This window comes from Mycobacterium sp. NGS68 (assembly GCF_059812195.1).
The window spans coordinates 1-21528 of the sequence record NZ_JCALCE010000029.1 but is presented as its reverse complement, the minus strand read 5'-3'; the positions used below and the strand labels follow the sequence as shown (position 1 = coordinate 21528).

At 68.4% G+C, this 21528-nt stretch carries 14 protein-coding genes; 11 read left to right on the top strand and 3 right to left on the bottom strand.

The features are described from left to right. The first annotated feature begins 37 nt into the window (after positions 1–37). Genes AC5Y5V_RS24425 through narI form a run of 4 tightly spaced genes read left to right on the top strand, consistent with a single transcriptional unit; the run spans position 38 to position 6641 of the window. Complete coding sequence (locus tag AC5Y5V_RS24425; RefSeq protein ID WP_499940522.1) at positions 38–3676, top strand: nitrate reductase subunit alpha; 3639 nt, start codon at positions 38–40, stop codon at positions 3674–3676. 1 nt (position 3677) lies between these two features. Continuing rightward, positions 3678–5264: a nitrate reductase subunit beta gene (gene narH / locus AC5Y5V_RS24420; RefSeq protein WP_499940521.1), complete on the top strand. Its 1587-nt coding sequence runs from the start codon at positions 3678–3680 to the stop codon at positions 5262–5264. Beyond that, the gene (narJ, locus tag AC5Y5V_RS24415) at positions 5261–5917 is read left to right on the top strand and encodes a nitrate reductase molybdenum cofactor assembly chaperone (protein ID WP_499940519.1); all 657 of its coding nucleotides are present in this window, start codon (positions 5261–5263) and stop codon (positions 5915–5917) included. The genes narH and narJ overlap by 4 nt, the downstream gene beginning before the upstream one ends. Then, positions 5910–6641 (top strand): respiratory nitrate reductase subunit gamma, encoded by a 732-nt coding sequence (narI, locus tag AC5Y5V_RS24410; RefSeq protein WP_499940518.1) that lies wholly within the window; start codon positions 5910–5912, stop codon positions 6639–6641. Before narJ ends, narI begins: the two co-directional genes overlap by 8 nt. Positions 6642–6677: 36 nt before the next feature. Here the strand turns inward: narI and AC5Y5V_RS24405 are convergent, their stop codons facing one another. Then, positions 6678–8798: a serine/threonine-protein kinase gene (locus AC5Y5V_RS24405; protein ID WP_499940517.1), complete on the bottom strand. Its 2121-nt coding sequence runs from the start codon at positions 8796–8798 to the stop codon at positions 6678–6680. 62 nt (positions 8799–8860) lie between these two features. Here AC5Y5V_RS24405 and AC5Y5V_RS24400 point away from each other — a divergent pair, with 62 nt between their 5' ends. From AC5Y5V_RS24400 to AC5Y5V_RS24385, 4 genes are all read left to right on the top strand, one after another. Continuing rightward, positions 8861–9493 carry a TetR/AcrR family transcriptional regulator gene (locus AC5Y5V_RS24400; RefSeq protein ID WP_499940516.1) on the top strand — a complete coding sequence of 211 codons (633 nt, stop codon included), beginning with the start codon at positions 8861–8863 and terminating at the stop codon, positions 9491–9493. 213 nt (positions 9494–9706) lie between these two features. Then, complete coding sequence (gene typA / locus AC5Y5V_RS24395) at positions 9707–11593, top strand: translational GTPase TypA (RefSeq protein ID WP_499940515.1); 1887 nt, start codon at positions 9707–9709, stop codon at positions 11591–11593. 109 nt (positions 11594–11702) lie between these two features. Then, positions 11703–13595 carry an ABC transporter family substrate-binding protein gene (locus AC5Y5V_RS24390; RefSeq protein ID WP_499940514.1) on the top strand — a complete coding sequence of 631 codons (1893 nt, stop codon included), beginning with the start codon at positions 11703–11705 and terminating at the stop codon, positions 13593–13595. 150 nt (positions 13596–13745) lie between these two features. Then, complete coding sequence (locus AC5Y5V_RS24385) at positions 13746–15659, top strand: PE family protein (RefSeq protein WP_499940513.1); 1914 nt, start codon at positions 13746–13748, stop codon at positions 15657–15659. Positions 15660–15663: 4 nt separating this feature from the next. Here the strand turns inward: AC5Y5V_RS24385 and AC5Y5V_RS24380 are convergent, their stop codons facing one another. After that, entirely contained in the window at positions 15664–16275 is a 612-nt protein-coding gene (locus tag AC5Y5V_RS24380) for a TetR/AcrR family transcriptional regulator (RefSeq protein ID WP_499940512.1), read from the bottom strand. 78 nt (positions 16276–16353) lie between these two features. Here AC5Y5V_RS24380 and mshB point away from each other — a divergent pair, with 78 nt between their 5' ends. Further along, a complete protein-coding gene (mshB, locus tag AC5Y5V_RS24375; protein ID WP_499940511.1) occupies positions 16354–17259 on the top strand; it encodes an N-acetyl-1-D-myo-inositol-2-amino-2-deoxy-alpha-D-glucopyranoside deacetylase in 906 nt (301 codons plus the stop codon). Between the two features lie 103 nt (positions 17260–17362). After that, positions 17363–17824: a hypothetical protein gene (locus AC5Y5V_RS24370; RefSeq protein ID WP_499940510.1), complete on the top strand. Its 462-nt coding sequence runs from the start codon at positions 17363–17365 to the stop codon at positions 17822–17824. A 4-nt stretch (positions 17825–17828) separates the two neighbouring features. Here the strand turns inward: AC5Y5V_RS24370 and AC5Y5V_RS24365 are convergent, their stop codons facing one another. After that, positions 17829–18722: a PE family protein gene (locus AC5Y5V_RS24365; protein ID WP_499940508.1), complete on the bottom strand. Its 894-nt coding sequence runs from the start codon at positions 18720–18722 to the stop codon at positions 17829–17831. Between the two features lie 204 nt (positions 18723–18926). Here AC5Y5V_RS24365 and AC5Y5V_RS24360 point away from each other — a divergent pair. Then, the coding region (locus AC5Y5V_RS24360; RefSeq protein ID WP_499940506.1) for a bifunctional FO biosynthesis protein CofGH at positions 18927–21528 on the top strand (2602 nt) is incomplete at its 3' end.

Below are 21528 nucleotides of genomic sequence, written 5' to 3'. Positions count from 1 at the left end.
AACAGTACCTGGTAGAAACACTTGACCTGGAGTTGATTTGCCTCACCTCGGCGGAGTGATCGAGGAGTTGCTGGAGCGCAGCGGCCGGTTCTTCACCCCGGGGGAGTTCTCGCCTGACCTGCGCACCGTGACCCGTGAGGGCGGCCGCGAAGCCGACGTGTTCTACCGCGACCGCTGGAGCCACGACAAGGTGGTCCGCTCCACGCACGGCGTCAACTGCACCGGCTCCTGCTCGTGGAAGATCTACGTCAAAGACGGCATCATCACCTGGGAAACCCAGCAGACCGACTATCCGTCGGTGGGCCCGGACCGGCCCGAATATGAGCCGCGCGGATGTCCGCGAGGCGCCTCGTTCTCCTGGTACAGCTATTCGCCCACCCGCGTGCGCTATCCCTATGCGCGCGGCGTGCTGGTCGAGATGTTCCGCGAAGCCAAAGCGCGCCTGGGTGATCCGGTGCTGGCCTGGGCCGATATCCAGGCCGACCCGGAGCGTCGTCGCCGCTATCAGCGGGCGCGCGGCAAGGGTGGCCTGGTTCGGGTGACGTGGGCCGAGGCCACCGAGATCATCGCCGCGGCCCACGTTTACACCATCAAGACGTACGGCCCGGACCGGGTCGCCGGCTTCAGCCCGATCCCGGCGATGTCGATGGTCAGCCACGCCGCGGGATCGCGATTCGTTTCGCTACTCGGCGGCGTCATGACGTCGTTCTACGACTGGTATGCCGATCTGCCGGTGGCCTCGCCGCAGGTTTTCGGTGACCAGACCGACGTGCCCGAATCCGGGGACTGGTGGGACGCATCGTATTTGGTGATGTGGGGCTCCAACGTGCCGATCACCCGAACGCCCGACGCGCACTGGATGGCCGAAGCCCGTTACCGCGGGAGCAAGGTGGTGGTGGTCAGCCCGGATTACGCCGACAACACCAAGTTCGCCGACGAGTGGATGCGCTGCGCGGCGGGCACCGATGCGGCGCTGGCCATGGCGATGGGCCACGTCATCCTTTCGGAATGCTATGTGCGCAAGCCGGTTCCATTCTTCTGCGATTACGCCCGGCGGTACACCGACCTGCCCTTCCTGATCAAGCTGGAACGACGCGGCGAGAAGTTGGTGCCCGGCAAGTTCCTGACCGCGGCCGACATCGGCGAGGAAGTCGACAACGCCGCGTTCAAACCCGCGTTGCTGGACGAGGCCACCGACAACGTCGTCATCCCCCACGGCTCCTTGGGATTTCGCTACGGCGAGGACGGCGTCGGCAAGTGGAACCTGGACCTCGGGTCGGTCGTCCCGGCCCTCAGCGTCGAGGGCACGCACGACGCCGAACTCGTCGAACTGCCCAGCTTCGATACGATCGACGGCCACGGCGAGACCGTCTGCCGTGGCGTGCCGGTGCGCCGGGTCGGCGCGCACCTGGTGTGCACGGTGTTCGACCTGATGCTGGCCCACTACGCGGTGCGGCGCGACGGACTTCCCGGCGATTGGCCCACGGGCTACGACGACCCCGCCCAGCCGAACACCCCGGCCTGGCAGGAGCCGATCACCGGGGTCCCCGCGGCCCAGGCCATCCGCGTCGCGCGGGAATTTGCCCGCAACGCAGAGGAATCCGGCGGCCGCTCCATGGTCATCATGGGCGGCGGCATCTGCCACTGGTTCCACGGCGACGTCATCTACCGCTCCGTGCTGGCGTTGCTGCTGCTGACCGGGTCGATGGGACGCAACGGCGGCGGGTGGGCGCACTACGTCGGTCAGGAGAAGGTGCGGCCGCTGAGCGGCTGGCAGACCATGTCGAACGCCACCGACTGGTCCCGCCCGCCGCGGCAGGTGCCCGGCGCCTCCTACTGGTACGCCCATACCGATCAGTGGCGTTACGACTCCTATGGGGCCGACAAGCTGACCAGCCCGGTGGGGCGCGGCAGGTTTGACGGCAAGCACACGATCGACCTGTTGGCGTCGGCGACCGCGATGGGCTGGAGTCCGTTCTACCCGCAGTTCGACCGGTCCAGCCTGGACGTCGCCGACGAGGCGGCCGCGGCCGGACGCGACGCGGGCGAGTACGTCGCCGAACAACTCGCGAGGCGCGAGCTGAAGCTGGCGGTCACCGATCCCGACAATCCCACCAATTGGCCACGCGTGCTGAGCGTTTGGCGCTCCAACCTGATCGGATCGTCGGGCAAGGGCGGCGAATACTTCCTCAAGCACCTGCTCGGAACCGACTCCAACATTCAGGCCGACGCCCCGCCCGGCGACATTCCCGAGGGCAAGCTCGACCTGATGATGTCCATCGACTTCCGGATGACGTCGACGACGCTGGTGTCCGACGTGGTGTTGCCCGCCGCCACCTGGTACGAGAAGGCGGACCTGTCCAGCACCGACATGCATCCGTACGTGCACGCCTTCAGCCCGGCGATCGACCCGCCGTGGGAAACCCGTTCGGACTTTGAGGCATTCGGCGCCATCGCCCGCGCATTCAGCGCGTTGGCCCGCCGCCACCTCGGGACCCGCAGCGACGTCGTGCTGACCGCGCTGCAGCATGACACTCCCGACGCGATGGCCTATCCCGATGGCACCGAACGTGATTGGCTGCAGAACGGCTCCGTGCCGGTGCCCGGCCGGACAATGGGCAAGGTCACCGTGGTGGAGCGCGACTACGCGGCGATCTACGACAAGTGGGTAACGCTGGGTCCGCTCGTCGACAAGTTCGGGATGACCGTCAAGGGCTACACCGTCCATCCCTTCCGTGAGGTCAGCGAGTTGGCTGCCAAGTTCGGGGTGATGAATTCCGGTGCGGGCGTGGGACGTCCGGCGATCACCACGGCACAGCGGATGGCCGACGTCATCCTCGCGCTGTCCGGAACCTGCAACGGCCGGCTCGCCGTCGAGGGCTTCCTCGAGCTGGAGAAGCGCACCGGTCAGCGGCTGGCGCAGCTGGCGGAGGGCAGCGAGGAACGCCGCGTCACCTATGCCGACACGCAGGCCCGCCCGGTCCCCGTGATCACCAGCCCGGAATGGTCGGGCAGCGAAACCGGCGGACGCCGTTACGCCCCGTTCACCATCAACATCGAGCACCTCAAGCCGTTCCACACCCTCACCGGGCGGATGCATTTCTACCTCGCACACGACTGGATCGAGGAGCTGGGCGAGCAGCTGCCGGTGTACCGGCCGCCGCTGGACATGGCCCGGCTGTTCAACCAGCCGGAGTTGGGCCCGGAAACCGACGGGATCGGGCTCGCCGTGCGGTATCTGACGCCCCACTCCAAGTGGTCGTTCCACTCCACCTACCAGGACAACCTGTACATGCTGTCGCTGTCCCGCGGCGGCCCCACCATGTGGATGAGTCCGGGCGACGCGGCGAAAATCCAAGTCCGCGACAACGATTGGGTGGAGGCGGTGAACGCCAACGGCATCTACGTGTGCCGCGCGATCGTCAGCCACCGCATGCCCGACGGCGTGGTGTTCGTCTACCACGTGCAGGAGCGCACTGTGGACACGCCGCGCACCGAGACCAACGGCAAGCGCGGCGGCAACCACAACGCGCTCACGCGGGTGCGCATCAAGCCCAGCCACCTGGCCGGCGGCTATGGCCAGCATTCGTTCGGGTTCAACTATCTGGGCCCCACCGGAAATCAGCGTGACGAGGTGACGGTGGTGCGCCGGCGCAGCCAGGACGTGAGGTACTGACGTGAAAGTAATGGCGCAGATGGCGATGGTCATGAACCTCGACAAATGCATCGGCTGCCACACCTGCTCGGTCACCTGCAAGCAGGCCTGGACCAATCGCGCGGGGACCGAGTACGTGTGGTTCAACAACGTCGAAACCCGCCCGGGCGTGGGCTATCCGCGCACCTACGAGGACCAGGACCGCTGGCGCGGGGGATGGGTGCGGGACAAGAAGGGCCGCCTGCGGCTGCGCGACGGCGGGCGGATCGCCAAGCTGCTGCGGATCTTCGCCAACCCCCGGTTGCCGACCATCAACGACTACTACGAGCCGTGGACCTACGACTACGAAAACCTGACGTCGGCGCCGGCGGGTGACACCTTCCCGACGGCCGCGCCGCGCAGCCAGCTCAGTGGCGAGCCGATGAAGGTGTCGTGGGGCCCCAACTGGGACGACAACCTGGCCGGCTCGCCAGAGATCGTGCCGCAGGACCCGATCCTGCGCAAGGTCAGTGAGCAGGTGAAGCTGAAACTCGAAGAGACGTTTATGTTTTACCTGCCGCGGATCTGCGAGCACTGCCTCAACCCGTCCTGTGTGGCGTCGTGCCCGTCGGGCGCGATGTACAAGCGCACCGAGGACGGCATCGTGCTGGTCGACCAGGACCGCTGCCGCGGCTGGCGCATGTGCGTATCCGGATGTCCCTACAAGAAGGTGTATTTCAACCACAAGACCGGCAAGGCCGAGAAGTGCACGCTGTGCTATCCGCGCATCGAGGTCGGGTTGCCGACGGTGTGCTCGGAAACCTGCGTGGGACGGCTGCGCTACCTCGGGCTGGTGCTCTACGACGCCGACCGGGTGCTGGAGGCGGCGACGGTGGAGAACGACACCGACCTCTACGAGGCGCAGCGCCGAATCCTGCTGGACCCCAACGACCCCGAGGTGGTCGCGGCCGCGCGAGCCGAGGGCATTTCCGACGAGTGGATCGAGGCCGCCCAGCGGTCGCCGGTGTACGCGCTGATCGAAACCTTCCGGGTGGCGCTGCCGCTGCATCCGGAATATCGGACGATGCCGATGGTTTGGTACATCCCGCCGCTGTCACCGGTGGTCGACGCGGTGAGTCATGACGGCCACGACGGCGAGGACCTGGGTAACCTGTTCGGCGCGCTCGAGGCGCTGCGCATCCCGATCCAGTACCTGGCCGAACTGTTCACCGCCGGTGACACCGACGTCGTCGCAGCGGTGCTGCGCAGGCTGGCGGCGATGCGGTCCTACATGCGCGACATCAACCTGGGCCGCGAGACCCAGCCGCACATACCGCAGGCGGTCGGGATGACCGAGGAGCAGATCTACGACATGTATCGGCTGCTGGCGATCGCGAAATACGAAGAGCGCTATGTGATCCCGACGGCGTTCCCGATGCCGGTCGACCTGCCCCCCGATGAGGCGGGCTGTTCGTTGTCGTCCGACGGCGGCCCGGGAATGTACGAGTCCGGGCCCACCCCCGTCTCGGTGGAGACCTTCCACGCCGTGCAGGCGCGCCAGGTGAACCTGCTGAACTGGGACGGCAAGGGCGCGCCCGTCGGGCTGTTCCCGGAGTCGGTGTCGCGATGAAGCTACTGGCGCGCGTCCGCGAACGCACCGCCACGGTGCAGGACCGGCTGGTGTGGCAGGCCGCCTCGCTGCTGCTGGCCTACCCCGATGGTCGGCTGGACACGGTCGACGAGTTGCTGGGCCACATCGACGGGCCCGCGGCGGCGCTGCTCGGGCGGACGCTCGGCGCGCTACGCGACCGCGACCCGATGGCCGCCGCGACCGACTACGTCGAGACCTTCGACATGCGCAGGCGCGCAACGATGTACCTGACCTACTGGACCGCCGGGGACACCCGCAACCGGGGCCGCGAGATGCTCGCCTTCGCGTCCGCCTACCGCGCCGCGGGTGTCGAGCCGCCGCGCGATGAGGCGCCGGATCACTTGCCCGTCGTACTCGAATTCGCCGCGACCGTCGACCCCGACGTCGGCCGACGGCTACTCGTCGAGCACCGCGTCCCCATCGACGTGTTGCGGGGCGCGCTGGCCGACGCCGGGTCGGTGTACGAACACGCCGTGGCGGCGGTCTGCGCGACGCTGCCGGCCGCGACCGACCAGGACGTGCGGCGCGCGCAGCGCTTGGCCCAGGCGGGCCCGCCCGCGGAAGCCGTTGGTCTGCAACCGTTTACCCTGACCGTCCCGCCGCGACGCGAAGGAGGCGGGTCGAATGTTTAGCAACGTGTTGTTCTGGGACATCGCGCCGTACGTCACGTTGTCGGTCTTGAGCGTCGGCATCTGGTGGCGCTACCGCTATGACAAGTTCGGCTGGACCTCCCGTTCCTCGCAGATCTATGAGTCGCGCCTGCTGCGGGTGGCCAGCCCGATGTTCCATTTCGGCATCCTGGCGGTCTTCGCCGGCCACGTGGTTGGGTTGTTCATCCCGCCGCGTGTGACTCACCTGCTGAAAATCAGCGATCACTTCTACCACGTGCAGGCCGTCGTCGCCGGGTCCATCGCGGGCCTTGCGACGCTGACCGGTATCGGGTTGCTGATCTACCGCCGGTTCACCCGCCCGGCTGTAGCGGGAGCTACCACCGGCAGCGACAAGGTCATGTATGTGGTGCTGGTGCTGGCGATCGTGGTCGGGCTCTACTGCGACCTGATCGGCACGGGGCCGCATGGCGGGGAGTTCCACTACCGCTACACGGTCGGTTTGTGGTTCCGGCGGATCTGGTTACTGCAGCCGCACGGTGAGGTGATGATCAACGCACCGTTGGACTACCAGCTGCATGCCCTGATCGGGATGGTGTTGTTCACGCTGTGGCCGTTCACCCGACTGGTGCACGCGTTCAGCGCGCCGATCGGCTACCTGTTCCGGCCCTACATCGTCTACCGCAGCCGTGCGGTCGCCGACAGGCGCGAGCTGGTCGGCTCAGCGCCACGCCGGCGCGGGTGGTAGCGGCTCCGATCGGGGCGGCGCGATGTCGAGGCGGACTCAACCGGGGGGTGACTGTCGCCGACGAGCCAGCTGCCACGCGACGCCGCTGGAGACCGCCGCTATCAGCCCGATCGCGAGACCTGAGAGCAGGTCGGGCCAACTCGTGTAAGCCGGGGTGCTTTCGCGCAGTACCACTGCGACGAGTGTCAGCGTCAACGCATAGGAGCTAAGGAGTAGACAGCCGCGTGCCAGCCCGCGGGTGGGGCGCTCGAACATGGGAACGAGGAGTAGCACTAAGCCGACCACGCCGGGCAGAGCGGCGGCGAGGACTTCCCACTGCCTGAAGTTGCCTAGAAACCGAAAGACCGTGGTCGTCAGCCCCACCGCTACCAAGGCGAAACCCGCAATGGTCAAATCCGCGCGTCGCAGACCGCGGCCAATCGCCAGTAATGCGATTCCCGCCATCGCGGTGACGACGATCAACCAGCAAACGGTCACCGCCGCCTTGAAGTACAGACCCTGGTCCCAGTATCCCCAGGGTACGACCAGGAGCGTAATCGAAAGGGAGACAAGGGCAGCGCCGGAGAGCACACACGTGAACCTGCCGGCCGTGACGTCCCGCCCCGCCTCGGGCTGCTTCAGCGTGGGTGGGGCGGGGGTCCGCCGCCAGGCGACGCCCGCGGCCACGACGATGATCAAGCCGATCACAGCGCCGCTGATCAAAGATGACGGCGGGATGTCTAAGGCGAAGGAGCTGAGCGAGGTTTCCATGAGGGCCAATGCCAAAATTCCCGCGCCGCAAGCCAGGCTGGCCCCGTTGAGTGCGCGACTGGGGCGCGCGTACAGCGGGATGAGCGTCAGGGGTAGCCCAACAATGCCGGCGACGAGCAGGTAGCCCGCGGGTAAGGAGAAGCCCGCGTCGTCGAGCAGGCACCAGATCAGCGTGCTTAACCCGAAGGTGAAAAGAGCGCAGCCGGTGACCGTTCGATCTGCGAAGGTCCGACCGCGGCCCAGCAACATCAGCACAACTCCCGACAGTGCGCCGAGCATGAGAATCCAGGTGAGGGAGACGTTCACCTGCATGTCGTGGGTGAGTCGCCATCGGGGTGCCCGCGGAGAAAGTATCTTCGCGGCCGCCAACGAAACGAGGACCACCCCGACCAGGACGCTTGCGAAGCTACCGCCGCTAACGGCGGGCGCTTCGCTCGTCGAATCTTGCACTAATGGCGCACGTTGGGTCGCGGCCGCCTGGGTGAGCTGATGGGGGGAGACCGGCATTGGCGGGCGGAGTGGCGCGGGTCCAGGGGATCGCCGGTCGGTGACGGGCGGCGGAGGTGAAGGCGGGGTCGGGGGTGGCGCGGGGGCCGCGTGCAGCGCGTCCTGCGCGGCGGCGGAAAATTCGGCGGCGGTCTGATAGCGCTCGCCGGGTTGTTTTGCCATGCCGCGGGCGATGACCTCGTCGAAAGCCGCCGGAATAGCCGGGTTGATGGCGCTGGGCCGCGGCGGCTCCATCGTGAGGTGTCCGGCGATCTGTTGCTCCATGCTGTCACCGGGGAAAGGCCTTGCGCCGGTAAGGCATTCGTGTAGCACGCAGGCCAGCGAATAGACGTCGGCACGGGCGTCGGCGGTTCCGGCCATGAACCGTTCGGGGGCCATGTAGGAGAAGGTGCCGACCATCATGCCGGTCTGGGTCAGCCGGGTCGCCGAGGCGTCGTGTGCGATGCCGAAGTCGATCAGATAGACGTGCTCGTCGGGGGTCATCAGCGCGTTGGACGGCTTGATATCGCGGTGCACCAACCCGTTTCGGTGGGCGGCGTTCAGCGCGGCGGCCAGCTGCTTGATCACCTGCACGGCCCGCGGCGGCGTCATCGGCCCGTGGCGCTCCAGCAGCGTGTGCACGTCGATACCCTCGATGATCGGCATCACCAGATACAGGCGGCCATCGATCTCCCCGGTGTCGTGGATGGGGATGATGTGCGGTTCGGTCAGCCGGGCCGCGACTTGGGCCTCGCGGCGGAATCGCTCCTGATAGCCGGGGACCGTGGCCATCTCGGGCGGCAGGACCTTGACAGCGACGTCGCGCCCGATCACGGTGTCGTGGGCCCTGAACACCTGGCCCATTCCGCCTTCGCCGATCAGCTCGACCAGCCGGTAGCGACCGAACGCCGCCTCTTCCATAGGCGGGGATGTTACCCACCGGAGGCGCCGCCGACCGTGCATAGACGGAATTTCACGCTACGATGAAACTCGTGCCGACGAAGACCAAGAAGTCCGTGACGCCGGGGCCCCGCGACGAGCGCGGTGTCCTGCAGGCCCGGATCCTCAGCGCCGCGCGGCAGGAGTTCGCCACCCACGGCTGGGCCGGAACCACGATTCGGGCCGTCGCGCGCGCGGCCGACGTCGACCCTGCGCTGGTCTACCACTACTTCGGTTCCAAGGAGGCCCTGCTGGACGCGGCGACGGAGCCGCCCGCGAAGTGGCTGGAGTCCGTCGTCGCGGCGTGGGCGACGCCGATTCCCGAACTGGGCCGCCAGCTGGTGCGCACCATGCTCGCGGCCTGGGCCGACGACGAGATCGGCCCGGTGCTGCGCGCGGTCCTGCTCACCGCCGCGCACGACGACCACATCCGAGACAAGCTGCGAACGGTCGTGGAGCGCAGCCTGATCGGTGAGTCGACGCTGGGCACCGACGAGGCGGACCGGCTGCGGCGCAGCGGTCTGATCGCCAGCCAGCTGATGGGCTTCGCGATGCTGCGCTATGTGTGGCAGATCGAGCCCGTCGCCTCGATGTCCGACGACGAAGTGGTGGCCGCCGTCGCGCCCAACATCCAGCGCTACATCGAGGCGGACCTGTCGCCGTCGGGGGCGCGTTGAGTCTGCGCCCAGCGCGCAACCCACTCGCACTTTGTCGCGGTGGACGCAGACTCAACGCGGCGGGCTGGCGTGCTGCGGCCCCCGGCGTTGAGTCTGCGCCCAGCGCGCAACCCACTCGCACTAAGCAGTAAGCGCAGAGTCAACGAAGCGAACAGCGGCCGTCACCGGCGAGGCCAGTTCGCTATCTGCGGCACTCGCTGCCACAATCACGGCGTGTCATTCCGCAATGTCGCCATCGTCGCGCACGTCGACCATGGCAAGACGACGCTGGTCGACGCGATGTTGCGGCAGTCCGGCGCGCTGCACGAACGCGGCGAAGTGCAGGAACGCGTGATGGACTCCGGCGACCTGGAGCGTGAGAAAGGCATCACAATCCTGGCCAAGAACACCGCCGTGCACCGCCATAACCCGGACGGGACGGTGACTGTAATTAATGTCATCGACACCCCGGGCCACGCGGACTTCGGCGGCGAGGTGGAACGCGGGCTGTCCATGGTCGACGGCGTGCTGCTGCTGGTCGACGCGTCGGAAGGTCCGCTGCCGCAGACGCGGTTCGTGCTGCGCAAGGCCCTGACGGCGCACCTGCCGGTGATTCTCGTCGTCAACAAGACCGACCGGCCCGACGCGCGCATCGAGGAAGTGGTCCACGCCAGCCACGACCTGCTGCTCGACGTCGCGTCCGACCTCGACGACGAAGCCGCCAAGGCTGCCGAGCACGCGCTCGGCCTGCCCACGCTGTACGCGTCCGGACGCGCGGGCATCGTCAGCACCACCCAGCCGGAAGACGGCCAGGTCCCCGACGGCACCAACCTGGACCCGCTGTTCGAGGTGCTGCTCGAACACGTACCGCCCCCGAAGGGCAATCCGGAGGCGCCGCTGCAGGCCCTGGTGACGAACCTGGACGCGTCGGCGTTTCTCGGCCGCCTCGCCCTGGTCCGGATTTACAACGGCAAGCTGCGCAAGGGCCAGCAGGTGGCCTGGATGCGCGAGGTCGACGGGGTGCCCGTCATCACCAGCGCCAAGATCACCGAGCTGCTGGCCACCGAGGGTGTGGAACGCAGCGCCACAGACGAGGCAACGGCGGGCGACATTGTCGCCGTCGCGGGTCTGCCGGAGATCATGATCGGCGACACGCTGGCCGACCCGGACCATGCGCACGCCCTGCCCCGCATCACCGTCGACGAGCCGGCCATCTCGGTGACGATCGGCACCAACACCTCCCCGCTGGCAGGCAAGGTATCGGGCCACAAGCTGACCGCCCGCATGGTCCGCAACCGCCTGGACACCGAGCTGGTGGGCAACGTCTCGATCCGCGTCGTCGACATCGACCGGCCCGACGCGTGGGAGGTGCAGGGACGTGGCGAACTGGCCCTGGCCGTGCTGGTCGAGACGATGCGCCGGGAAGGTTTCGAGCTCACGGTCGGCAAGCCGCAGGTGGTCACCAAGACCATCGACGGCAAGCTGCACGAACCCTTCGAGGCGATGACGATCGACTGCCCCGACGAGTTCGTCGGCGCCATCACACAGCTGATGGCCGGCCGCAAGGGCCGCATGGAAGAGATGACGAACCACGCCGCCGGCTGGGTCCGGATGGACTTCATCGTGCCCAGCCGTGGCCTGATCGGCTTTCGCACCGACTTCCTCACCCTGACCCGCGGCACCGGCATCGCCAACGCCGTGTTCGACGGCTACCGGCCGTGGGCCGGGGAGATACGCGCGCGCCACACCGGGTCGCTGGTGTCCGACCGGACCGGCACCATCACGCCGTTCGCGCTGCTCCAGCTGGCCGATCGCGGCCAGTTCTTCGTCGAGCCCGGTCAGGACACCTATGAGGGCATGGTCGTCGGGATCAACCCGCGTCCCGAGGACCTCGATATCAACGTCACCCGGGAGAAGAAGCTGACGAACATGCGGTCGTCGACCGCCGACGTCATGGAGACCCTGGCCAAGTCGCTCGAGCTCGATCTGGAACAGGCGATGGAGTTCTGCGCGGCCGACGAGTGCGTTGAGGTGACGCCGGAGATCGTGCGCGTGCGCAAGGTCGAGCTGGACGCAACCTTGCGCGCGCGGAGTCGGTCGCGCGCCAAGGCCCGGGGTTAGCTTGGCGTCGCCGCGCGAGCGTAACGACCCTGCGAAATCCGACGAGGATTCTCGCGACCCCGTTGCGGTCGCGGGAAACCCGGCCAAACGGGGTGCCCTCGATACCCTGATGGGCGTGCTGCACCGGGCCCGCCATCTTCTTGTGCTGGTCGGAGTACTGGTCGCGCTGGTGGGGTTGGGCCTTGCGGCGTGCACGGTCAACCCGCCGCCCGCGCCGCAAAGCACCGATACGCCGCACAACTCGGCGCCGCCACCGCAGCGTCCGACCCAGATCATCATGGGCATCGACTCGATCGGCGCCGGGTTCAATCCGCATCTGTTGTCGGACCTGTCGCCGGTGAATGCGGCGATCAGCGCGCTGGTGTTGCCCAGCGCGTTCCGCCCAGTGCCCGACCCCGCCTCGCCGACGGGCTCGCGCTGGGAGATGGACCCGACGCTACTGGTGTCCGCCGAGGTGACCAACCAGAACCCGTTCACCGTGACCTACAAGATCCGGCCGGAGGCGCAGTGGACCGACAACGCCCCTATCGGCGCCGACGACTTCTGGTACCTGTGGCGTCAGATGGCCAGCCAGCCGGGCGTCGTCGACCCGGCCGGTTATGACCTGATCACCGGGGTGCAGTCGCTGGAGGGCGGCAAACAGGCCGTCGTTACGTTCGGGCAACCGTATCCGGCCTGGAAGGAACTGTTCAGCAACATCCTGCCGGCGCACATCGTCAAGGACGTGCCGGGCGGTTTCGCGGCCGGGCTGGCGCGGTCGCTGCCCGTCACGGGCGGGCAGTTCCGGGTGGAGAACATCGACCCGCAGCGCGACGAGATCCTGATCGCCCGCAACGACCGCTACTGGGGACCGCCCGCCAAGCCCGCGCTGATCCTGTTCCGCCGCGCCGGGGCGCCTGCCGCGCTGGCGGATTCGGTGCGCAACGGCGACACCCAGGTGGCCCAGGTGCACGGCGGCTCGGCGGCTTTCGCGCAGCTGTCCGCGATTCCCGACGTGCGGACCGCGCGCATCGTGACGCCGCGGGTCATGCAGCTCACGATGCGCGCCAATAAGACCAAGCTGGCCGACGCGCAGGTCCGCAAGGCGATCGTCGGGCTGCTCGACGTCGACCTGCTGGCCGCCGTCGGCGCCGGCAGCGACAACACCGTCACGCTGGCCCAGGCCCAGATCCGGTCACCGAGCGACCCGGGCTACGAACCGACGGCGCCGCCCGCGTTGTCCAAGCAGGCCGCGCTCGCTCTGCTGACGGCGGCCGGCTACCAGATCGAGCCCAACGTGACGGCCACGCCTTCCGCTACGCCGTCCGGAACGCCCAACGCCGGCCCGCCGGAGGTCATCCACGGCCGGATCAGCAAGGACGGCCAGCAGCTGACGCTGGTCATCGGCGTCGCGACCAATGACCCGACCTCGGTGGCGGTGGCCAACACCGCCGCGGACCAGTTGCGCAGCGTCGGCATGGCCGCGACGGTCATGGCGCTGGACCCGGTGACCCTGTACCGCGACGCCCTCAACGACAACCGGGTGGACGCCATCGTCGGCTGGCATCAGGCCGGCGGGAATCTCGCGACGCTGCTGGCGTCGCGGTACGGCTGCCCCGCCTTGGAGGCGACGCAAGTTTCGCCGACCAAGAGCCCTGCGCCGGCGACCAGCCTTTCCGGCGGCCCCAAGCCGTCTGGCGGACCACCGACCACCGCGCCACCGCCGCCGAGCAGCCGCCCGCCCGAGCCCGGCGCCCTGGTGCGCGCGCCGTCGAACCTCACCGGAATCTGCGATCCCAGCATCCAATCCAACATCGACGCCGCGCTCAACGGCACCAAGAGCATCAGCGACGTGATCGCCGCCGTCGAACCGCGGTTGTGGAACATGTCGACCGTGCTGCCGATCCTGCAGGACACCACCATCGTCGCGGCCGGGCCCAGCGTGCAGAACGTCAGTTTGTCGGGTGCGGTGCCGGTCGGCATCGTCGGCGACGCCGGTCACTGGATCAAGACGGGCCCCTAGGGCTAATTGACGCCGTCGAACAATATATACAAGTCGAATTCATCGAAACTGCATGTATTCGCGTTGCCATCGCGCTACGATCCCCTGGTCGCTAGATAGCTGCGCGATGGTCTAGGGAGAGGCCGTCGTGCTGTGCCGGGGAGGCAAAGTATGTCGTATTTGACGACCGTTCCACAATTGATTTCTGATGCCGCAACGGATTTGGCGGGTATCGGCTCGACGATCACCGAGGCCAACGCGGCGGCGTCGGGCGCGACGACGGGGGTGTTGCCCGCGGCCGCCGACGAGGTGTCGGGGGCGATCGCGGCGCTGTTCGCCGGTCACGGCCAGGCGTACCAGGCCCTCGGTGCCCAGCTAACACGGTTCCACGACCAGTTCGTCGCGCTGATGAGGTTCGGTGGCGCGCAATATGCCAGCGCGGAGGCCGCCAACACGAGCCCGTTAGGCGGGATCGAGCAGGGGCAGATCGGATTCGGTACCAACCTGATCACCCGGGAGCTGGCGTTCAACCAGAGTCTGGTGAGCAACGAGGTTGCGTTGGAGCGGGCCATCTTTGGCAACGACAGCGCATTGAACGGTGTGGTTAACCGCAGCTTCAACGTCGGCAACCTGTTGTTGGGGACCGTCGAACAGACCGGAAACAGTCTGCTGGGTGTCACGGCTCCGGCCGGCTTCACGTCCAGCCTGTTGACGGGCAGCGCGGCGCAGACCTTCAACGACGGCCGGATCGGTGGCCTGGTCGGCGCCTTCGACCAGAGCCTGGCGGCGGGCGCCGACTTCGTGGGACTGCTTGGCGGTGACGGAATTTCGCCGTTGCAGGCGCTGACCGGCGGTGGTGCCGCGGCCGCGACGACCCTCAGCCCGCTACAGCAGCTGCAGGCAGCCGAGCTCAACTTCAACTCCAACCTGGTCAACCACCAGATGGCGTTCCACCAGCAGTTGTTGGCCACCGAAGTGGGGTTTGAGCAGCGGGTCTTCGGGACCGACAGTGCGTTGAACGGCGTGCTCAACCGCGGCTTCAACGCCGGCAACCTGTTGCTGGGCACCGGCGAGCAGACGCTGGACAGCCTGCTGGGCGCGCAGGTTCCGGATAATTTCACCGCCAGCCTGCTGACCGGTAGCGGCGCGCAGGTGTTCAACGGCGGCGAGATCGGCGGCCTCGTCGGGGTCCTGGACCAGAGCGTGGCGGGCGGCGCTGACTTCGTGGGTTTGCTTGGCGGTGACGGGCTTTCGCCCGCACACCTGCTGAGCGCGGCGGCCGCGCCGACGAGCCCGCTGGGCGGGATCGAGCAGGGGCAGATCGGCTTCGCGCACAACCTGGTCAACGGCGAGTTGGCGTTCAATCACCAGCTGGTGACCGCCGAGGTGGGCCTCGAGCAGCAGATCTTCGGCACCGACAGCGCGTTGAACGGCGTCGTCAACCGCAGCTTCAACGTGGGCAACCTGTTGGTGGGCACGGTGGAGCAGACCGCGAACAGCCTCATCGGTGTCCAGGTGCCCGCCGACTTCACCTCCAGCCTGCTGACCGGCAGCGCGGCGCAAACGTTCAACGGTGGCCAAATCGGTGGTCTGGTAGGCGCTTTCGACCAGGCCCTGATGGTGCCGACGGACTTTGTGGGCTTGCTGGCCGGTGATGGGGGAACGTCCGCGCAGGCGCTGGGTGTCTTCGGCGCGGCAGCGGCGGCACCGGCCAGCCCATTGCAGCAGTTGGAGGCGGCCGAGATCGCCTTCAACACCAACCTGGTCAACAGCCAGATGGCGTCCCATCAACAGTTGTTGGCCACCGAGGTCGGACTCGAGCAGCAGATCTTCGGCAACGACCACGCGTTGAACGGCGTGCTCAATCGCGCCTTCAACGCCGGCAACCTGATGCTGGGGATCAACGAGCGGACCTTCGACGCCCTGCTGGGCGCGCCCGTTCCGGACAACTTCACCTCCAGCCTGCTGACCGGCAGCGACCTGCAGGTGTTCAACGGCGGCGAGATCGGCGGCTACGTGGGCGTCGTCGACCAGGGCCTGGCCGGTCTCACCGACTTCGTCGGATTGCTCTCCGGCGACAGCTGACGTCTCAGTACTCCTGTGCCGCCGGTGCTTTCGGCGGGATGACGGTGTCGACGATCAACGCCAGCTCCCGCTTGTTGGGCGCCAGCCCGGTGAGCAGGAAGTGCTGATTGATCAGCGCCGGCCCGACCCGCGCGGTCATCGGGGTCAGCGTGGCGGGGTTGATGTCGCCGTCACGGACGGCGGTGCGCAGGATCGACTCGACGAGGGTCAGGCGGGGCGCGACCACGGCGTCGGCGAAGATCGCGCGCAGCTCGGGTTCGTGGATGAGTTGACCGATGATGTCCAGGCCGGGGAAGGCGGTCTTGCCGGCCAGGACGTCGCGGTGGGCGGTGAAGACCGCCAGCAGGTTCTCCCGCGGCGACCGGCCCGGGCGCGGTACGGCCAAGGGCGGCAACACATGATGCAGCGCCGCATGCACCAGGTCGTGCTTGCTGGTCCAGCGCCGATACAGCGCCGCCTTGCCGGTCTGGGCGCGCGCCGCGATACCTTCCATCGTCAGCCTGCCGTACCCGACGGTGGCGAGTTCGGCCAACGTTGCCTCGTAGAGCGCACGTTCGAGCACTTCGCCGCGTCGGCGGCTGCGGGCGGCGGGAGGGGGCTGCGTCAGCTGCGCCATTTTTTGATAGTAGCCGCCTGCGTTCCTAGTCGACGAAGCCGGACCAGGCAACGGTTGCCCGACGGGTAGGGTGCGACCATGCCAGAGACTCCACGGCTGTTGTTCGTGCACGCACATCCCGACGACGAAACCATCTCCACCGGAGCAACCATCGCGCACTACGCCGCCCGCGGGGCGCAGGTGCACGTCGTCACGTGCACGCTGGGCGAGGAGGGCGAGGTCATCGGCGACCGTTGGGCCGCACTGGCCGTCGACCACGCGGACCAACTTGGCGGCTACCGGGTCGGCGAGCTCACCGAGGCGTTGCGCGCGCTAGGCGTCGGTCCGCCGGACTATCTGGGCGGCGCCGGCCGCTGGCGCGACTCGGGCATGGCGGGGACCGAGCCCCGGGGCCGCCAGCGCTTCGTCGACGCCGACGACACCGAGGCGGTGGGTGCCTTGGTCGCGATCATCCGGGAGCAGCGCCCGCACGTCGTCGTCACCTATGACCCCAGGGGCGGCTACGGCCACCCCGACCACATCCACACCCACACCGTCACCACCGCCGCGGTCGCCGCGGCCGGCACCGCCAACTCGTACCCGGGGGACCCGTGGACGGTGCCGAAGTTCTACTGGACGGTCATGGCCGAGAGCGCGATGACGGCGGGGTGGAAGGCGCTGGGTCCCGACGATCTGCAGCCCGACTGGTCGATCCCGCCGCCGGAACTGTTCGACTTCGGCTACTCCGACGAGGACATCGACGCCGTCGTCGAGGCCGGCCCGGACGCGGGCGCCGCCAAGACGGCCGCGCTCTTCGCGCATGCCACCCAGGTCACCGTCGGCCCCACCGGACGGGCGTGCGCGCTGTCGAACAGCATTGCTCTGCCGATCCTCAGCCAGGAGCACTACGTTCTGGCCGCGGGTTCCCCGGGGGACCGCGACGAGCGGGGCTGGGAAACGGATCTGCTGGCGGGACTGGGTTTCGGCGGGACGCAAACGCGGTAAGCTGCCAAACAGGCAGCGTCACACGGACCCCGTAAGGATCTCGCATGGACCCCGACATGGACCCGAACATGCAGCACTGGCAGGACCGGCTGGACAGCCTGCAATGGGTGATCGGGTCGATTCTCTCCCAGGTCGACAGCGTCCCGACCTGACCGAAACCAAACCGCGCGTCGCACCCGTCGAGGACAGCGGCGCGGCAGATCCCGCCATCCGGGTCGTCGTCCTGGCATTGTTGGCCGTCGACGGCGTGTTGTCCGCACTGACCGCGGCGCTATTGCTGCCCTTCTACATCGGTTCTGTTCCGGTTCCGATCAGCGCACTGATCAGCGGGTTGGTCAACGCGGCCCTGGTGTGGGCGGCCGGGCGCTGGACCAGCTCGCCCCGGCTGGCCGCGCTGCCGCTGTGGACGTGGCTGTTGACGGTGGCGGCGCTGAGCCTCGGCGGTCCCGGGGGCGACGTGATCCTGAGCGGCAACGGGCTGATGGCATATGCGGCCTTGCTGCTGATCGTGCTGGGGGTTGCGCCCCCGGTGTGGGTGCTCTGGCGCACCCGCCGGCACATCTGACCGGTTACGGCAGCGGCGGGAACGGCGGGAACGGCGGCAGGAAGCCGCGAATCCAGTTGATTTCGTTCTGGATGAACGCGCTGATCGATCCGGTGAAGTCGACCCAGAAGTTGCTCAGCGCGGTGCCCAGGTTGATGCTGCCGGTGATCCAATCGAGGGTGTTGAACAGGGCGCTCTGCACCATCGGTTCGAAGAGGGCGTAGAAGATGTTGATCTGCGGACCGAGGAGGCCGATCCACGGCAGCCAACCCACGGCCCACGCGGCGACGCTGAAGCCCCACTGCACATACGGCTCGACGAAGTTGTAGATGTTCTCGATCGCGGTGGCGATGCCTTGAAAGGCCGCCGGCGCCGCCACCGCGGCATTGGTGAGGCCGCTGCCGGCGCCGATGGCGCGCAGCAGCGGGTTGAGGCTGGTGAGCGAACCCAGGCCGCCCGTGGGCCGCAGCCCCAGCGCACTGACAGCGGCGCCCAGGCTGGGTGCCGCGCCGCCGCCGCCGAACAGGCTCGCGCTGATGCTGTTGATCAGCCCGCCGCCGGCCGAACCGCCGCCGACCAGCGAGTGACCCAGCACCTTCTCGGCGGAGGAGTTCAGCGCCGTCGTCAGGGTCTGCGCGGCGCCGGCCTCGGCCGCCGCGTACCGGCTCGCGCTCGCGGTCAGCGTCTGCACGAGCTGCGAGTGAAACGCCGTGGCCTGCCCGGCCAGCCGCTGAAAGCCCTGACCGTGCTGCGAGAACAGGGCGGCGATCTGCTCGGACACCTCGTCGGCGGCCGCGGCGAGCACCCCGGTGGTGGGTGCGGCCGCCGACGCGTGGGCGGCCTCCAGCGTCGAACCGATGCCGGCCAGATCCGAGGCCGCCGCGACAAGCGCCTCCGGCGCAGCGATTAGGTACGACATCCGACACCCCCTGTGTGACAGCCCCGCGGCGATCGCTCGGTCGTCACCGATCGACAGCCATCTTTCGGATGCTAGCGCGATCCGGCCGAAATTACGTCGGTATGGTCGGGGACGTGGCCGCCGCGACCTGCCGCTAGTGTTGCCAGAGCTTCAAGTTGTTCCAGATGCGCGGATGAAATTCGATCGTGGGGAAGTTACACCAACGTGCCGCTGACTCCGGGTGAGGAGCCCACCGCTCTGCCTAGCCCCGTCGTTCCGGCTGCGGCCGTGTCGAAAGCCGTGTCGGGGGTCCCCGCCTCGGCCCTGCGGCGGGTGCTGCGACGGGCGCGTGACGGTGTCGCGCTGAACGTCGACGAGGCGGCGATCGCGATGACGGCACGCGGCGACGAGCTGACCGACCTGTGCGCGAGCGCGGCGCGGGTGCGCGACGCGGGCCTGGAGTCGGCCGGACGCCGCGGGCCGCAGGGCCGGTTGCCGATCACCTATTCGCGCAAGGTGTTCGTCCCCGTCACGCATCTGTGCCGGGACACCTGCCACTACTGCACCTTCGTCACCGTGCCGGGCAAGCTGCGCGCCCGGGGCGCCGGCATGTACATGGAACCCGACGAGATCCTCGACGTCGCGCGGCGCGGGGCCGAACTCGGTTGCAAGGAAGCGCTATTCACCCTCGGCGACCGCCCCGAGGCCCGCTGGCCGGAAGCGCGCGAGTGGCTGGACGAGCGGGGCTACGACTCCACGCTGTCCTACGTTCGGGCGATGGCGATCCGGGTGCTCGAGGAAACCGGCCTGCTGCCGCATCTGAACCCCGGCGTCATGAGCTGGTCGGAGATGGCGCGGCTCAAGCCGGTGGCGCCGTCGATGGGCATGATGCTGGAGACGACGTCGCGGCGGCTGTTCGAAACCAAGGGCCTCGCGCACTACGGCAGCCCGGACAAGGATCCGGCGGTGCGGCTGCGTGCCCTGACCGACGCCGGCCGGCTGTCCATTCCGTTCACCACCGGGCTGTTGGTGGGCATTGGCGAGACGCTCGCCGAACGGGCCGAGACGCTGCACGCAATCCGCAAGTCGCACAAGGAGTTCGGGCATATCCAAGAGGTGATCGTGCAGAACTTCCGGGCCAAGGAGCACACGGCCATGGCCGCCGTGCCCGACGCCGGGATCGACGACTACCTGGCAACCGTGGCGGTGGCGCGGCTGGTGCTGGGGCCGGGGATGCGCATCCAGGCCCCGCCGAACCTGGTGTCGGCCGACGAATGCCTGGCGCTGGTGGCCGCGGGCGTCGACGACTGGGGCGGCGTCTCGCCGCTGACGCCCGACCACGTCAACCCCGAACGGCCCTGGCCCGCTCTCGACGACCTGGCCGACGTCACCGCGAAGGCCGGCTACGACCTGGTCCAGCGCCTCACCGCGCAGCCGCGGTACGTGCAGGCGGGTGCCGCGTGGATCGACCCGCGGGTGCGGGGACACGTTGCGGCGCTTGCCGACCCGGCGACGGGCCTGGCGCGCGACGTCAACCCGGTGGGCCTGCCGTGGCAGGAGCCCGACGACGTGGCGTCCTCCGGCCGGGTGGACCTGAACGCCGCCATCGACACGCAGGGCCGCAACACCGAGGCGCGCAGCGACCTCGACAGCGCCTTCGGCGACTGGGAATCCATCCGCGCGCACGTGCACGAGCTGGCCGCCCAAGGCGCCCAGGGCGCCTTGGCGCCCGAACGTCTTGCCACCGACGTGCTGGCCGCGCTGCGCTCCGCGGAGCGCGATCCCGGCGGCTGCACCGATGACGAATATCTGGCGCTGGCCACCGCCGACGGTCCCGCGCTGGAAGCCGTTGCCGCGCTCGCGGACTCGCTGCGCCGCGACGTCGTCGGCGACGACGTGACCTTCGTGGTGAACCGCAACATCAACTTCACCAACATCTGCTACACCGGCTGCCGGTTCTGTGCGTTTGCCCAGCGCAAGGGTGACGCCGACGCGTACTCGCTGTCGGCCGAGGAGGTGGCGGACCGCGCCTGGGAGGCGCATGTCGCCGGCGCCACCGAGATCTGCATGCAGGGCGGCATCGACCCCGAACTGCCGGTGACCGGTTACGCGGATCTGGTCCGCGCCGTCAAGGCGCGGGTGCCGTCGATGCACGTGCACGCGTTCTCCCCGATGGAGATCGCCAACGGCGTGACCAAGAGCGGCCTCAGCGTGCGCGAGTGGCTTACCGGCCTGCGCGAGGCCGGCCTGGACACCATCCCCGGCACCGCCGCCGAGATCCTGGACGACGAGGTGCGCTGGGTGCTCACCAAGGGCAAGCTGCCGACGTCGGAGTGGATCGAAATCGTCACCACCGCACACGAAGTGGGCCTACGGTCGTCGTCGACCATGATGTACGGCCACGTCGACAGCCCCAAGCACTGGGTGGGTCACCTCAACGTGCTGCGCGGCATCCAGGACCGCACCGGCGGATTCACCGAGTTCGTCCCGCTGCCGTTCGTCCATCAGAATTCGCCGCTCTACCTGGCCGGGGCGGCCCGTCCCGGGCCCACCCACCGCGACAACCGCGCGGTGCATGCGCTGGCGCGGATCATGTTGCACGGCCGCATCTCCCACATCCAGACCAGCTGGGTGAAGCTCGGCGAGCAGCGCACTCAGGTGATGCTGAAAGGCGGTGCCAACGACCTCGGCGGCACGCTGATGGAGGAGACGATCTCGCGGATGGCCGGCTCGGAACACGGGTCGGCGAAGTCCGTCTCCGAGTTGGTCGCGATCGCGGAGGGGATCGGCCGTCCGGCGCGACAGCGGACTACCACCTACGCGCCGC

Bases quoted from the DNA above. Each gene is read 5' to 3' on its own strand.
- narJ (WP_499940519.1), top strand. From the start codon at position 5,261: ATGAAGCTACTGGCGCGCGTCCGCGAACGCACCGCCACGGTGCAGGAC.
- narI (WP_499940518.1), top strand. From the start codon at position 5,910: ATGTTTAGCAACGTGTTGTTCTGGGACATCGCGCCGTACGTCACGTTG.
- AC5Y5V_RS24405 (WP_499940517.1), bottom strand. From the start codon at position 8,798: ATGGAAGAGGCGGCGTTCGGTCGCTACCGGCTGGTCGAGCTGATCGGC.
- AC5Y5V_RS24400 (WP_499940516.1), top strand. From the start codon at position 8,861: ATGAAACTCGTGCCGACGAAGACCAAGAAGTCCGTGACGCCGGGGCCC.
- AC5Y5V_RS24390 (WP_499940514.1), top strand. From the start codon at position 11,703: ATGGGCGTGCTGCACCGGGCCCGCCATCTTCTTGTGCTGGTCGGAGTA.
- AC5Y5V_RS24385 (WP_499940513.1), top strand. From the start codon at position 13,746: ATGTCGTATTTGACGACCGTTCCACAATTGATTTCTGATGCCGCAACG.
- AC5Y5V_RS24380 (WP_499940512.1), bottom strand. From the start codon at position 16,275: ATGGCGCAGCTGACGCAGCCCCCTCCCGCCGCCCGCAGCCGCCGACGC.
- mshB (WP_499940511.1), top strand. From the start codon at position 16,354: ATGCCAGAGACTCCACGGCTGTTGTTCGTGCACGCACATCCCGACGAC.
- AC5Y5V_RS24370 (WP_499940510.1), top strand. From the start codon at position 17,363: ATGGGTGATCGGGTCGATTCTCTCCCAGGTCGACAGCGTCCCGACCTG.
- AC5Y5V_RS24365 (WP_499940508.1), bottom strand. From the start codon at position 18,722: ATGTCGTACCTAATCGCTGCGCCGGAGGCGCTTGTCGCGGCGGCCTCG.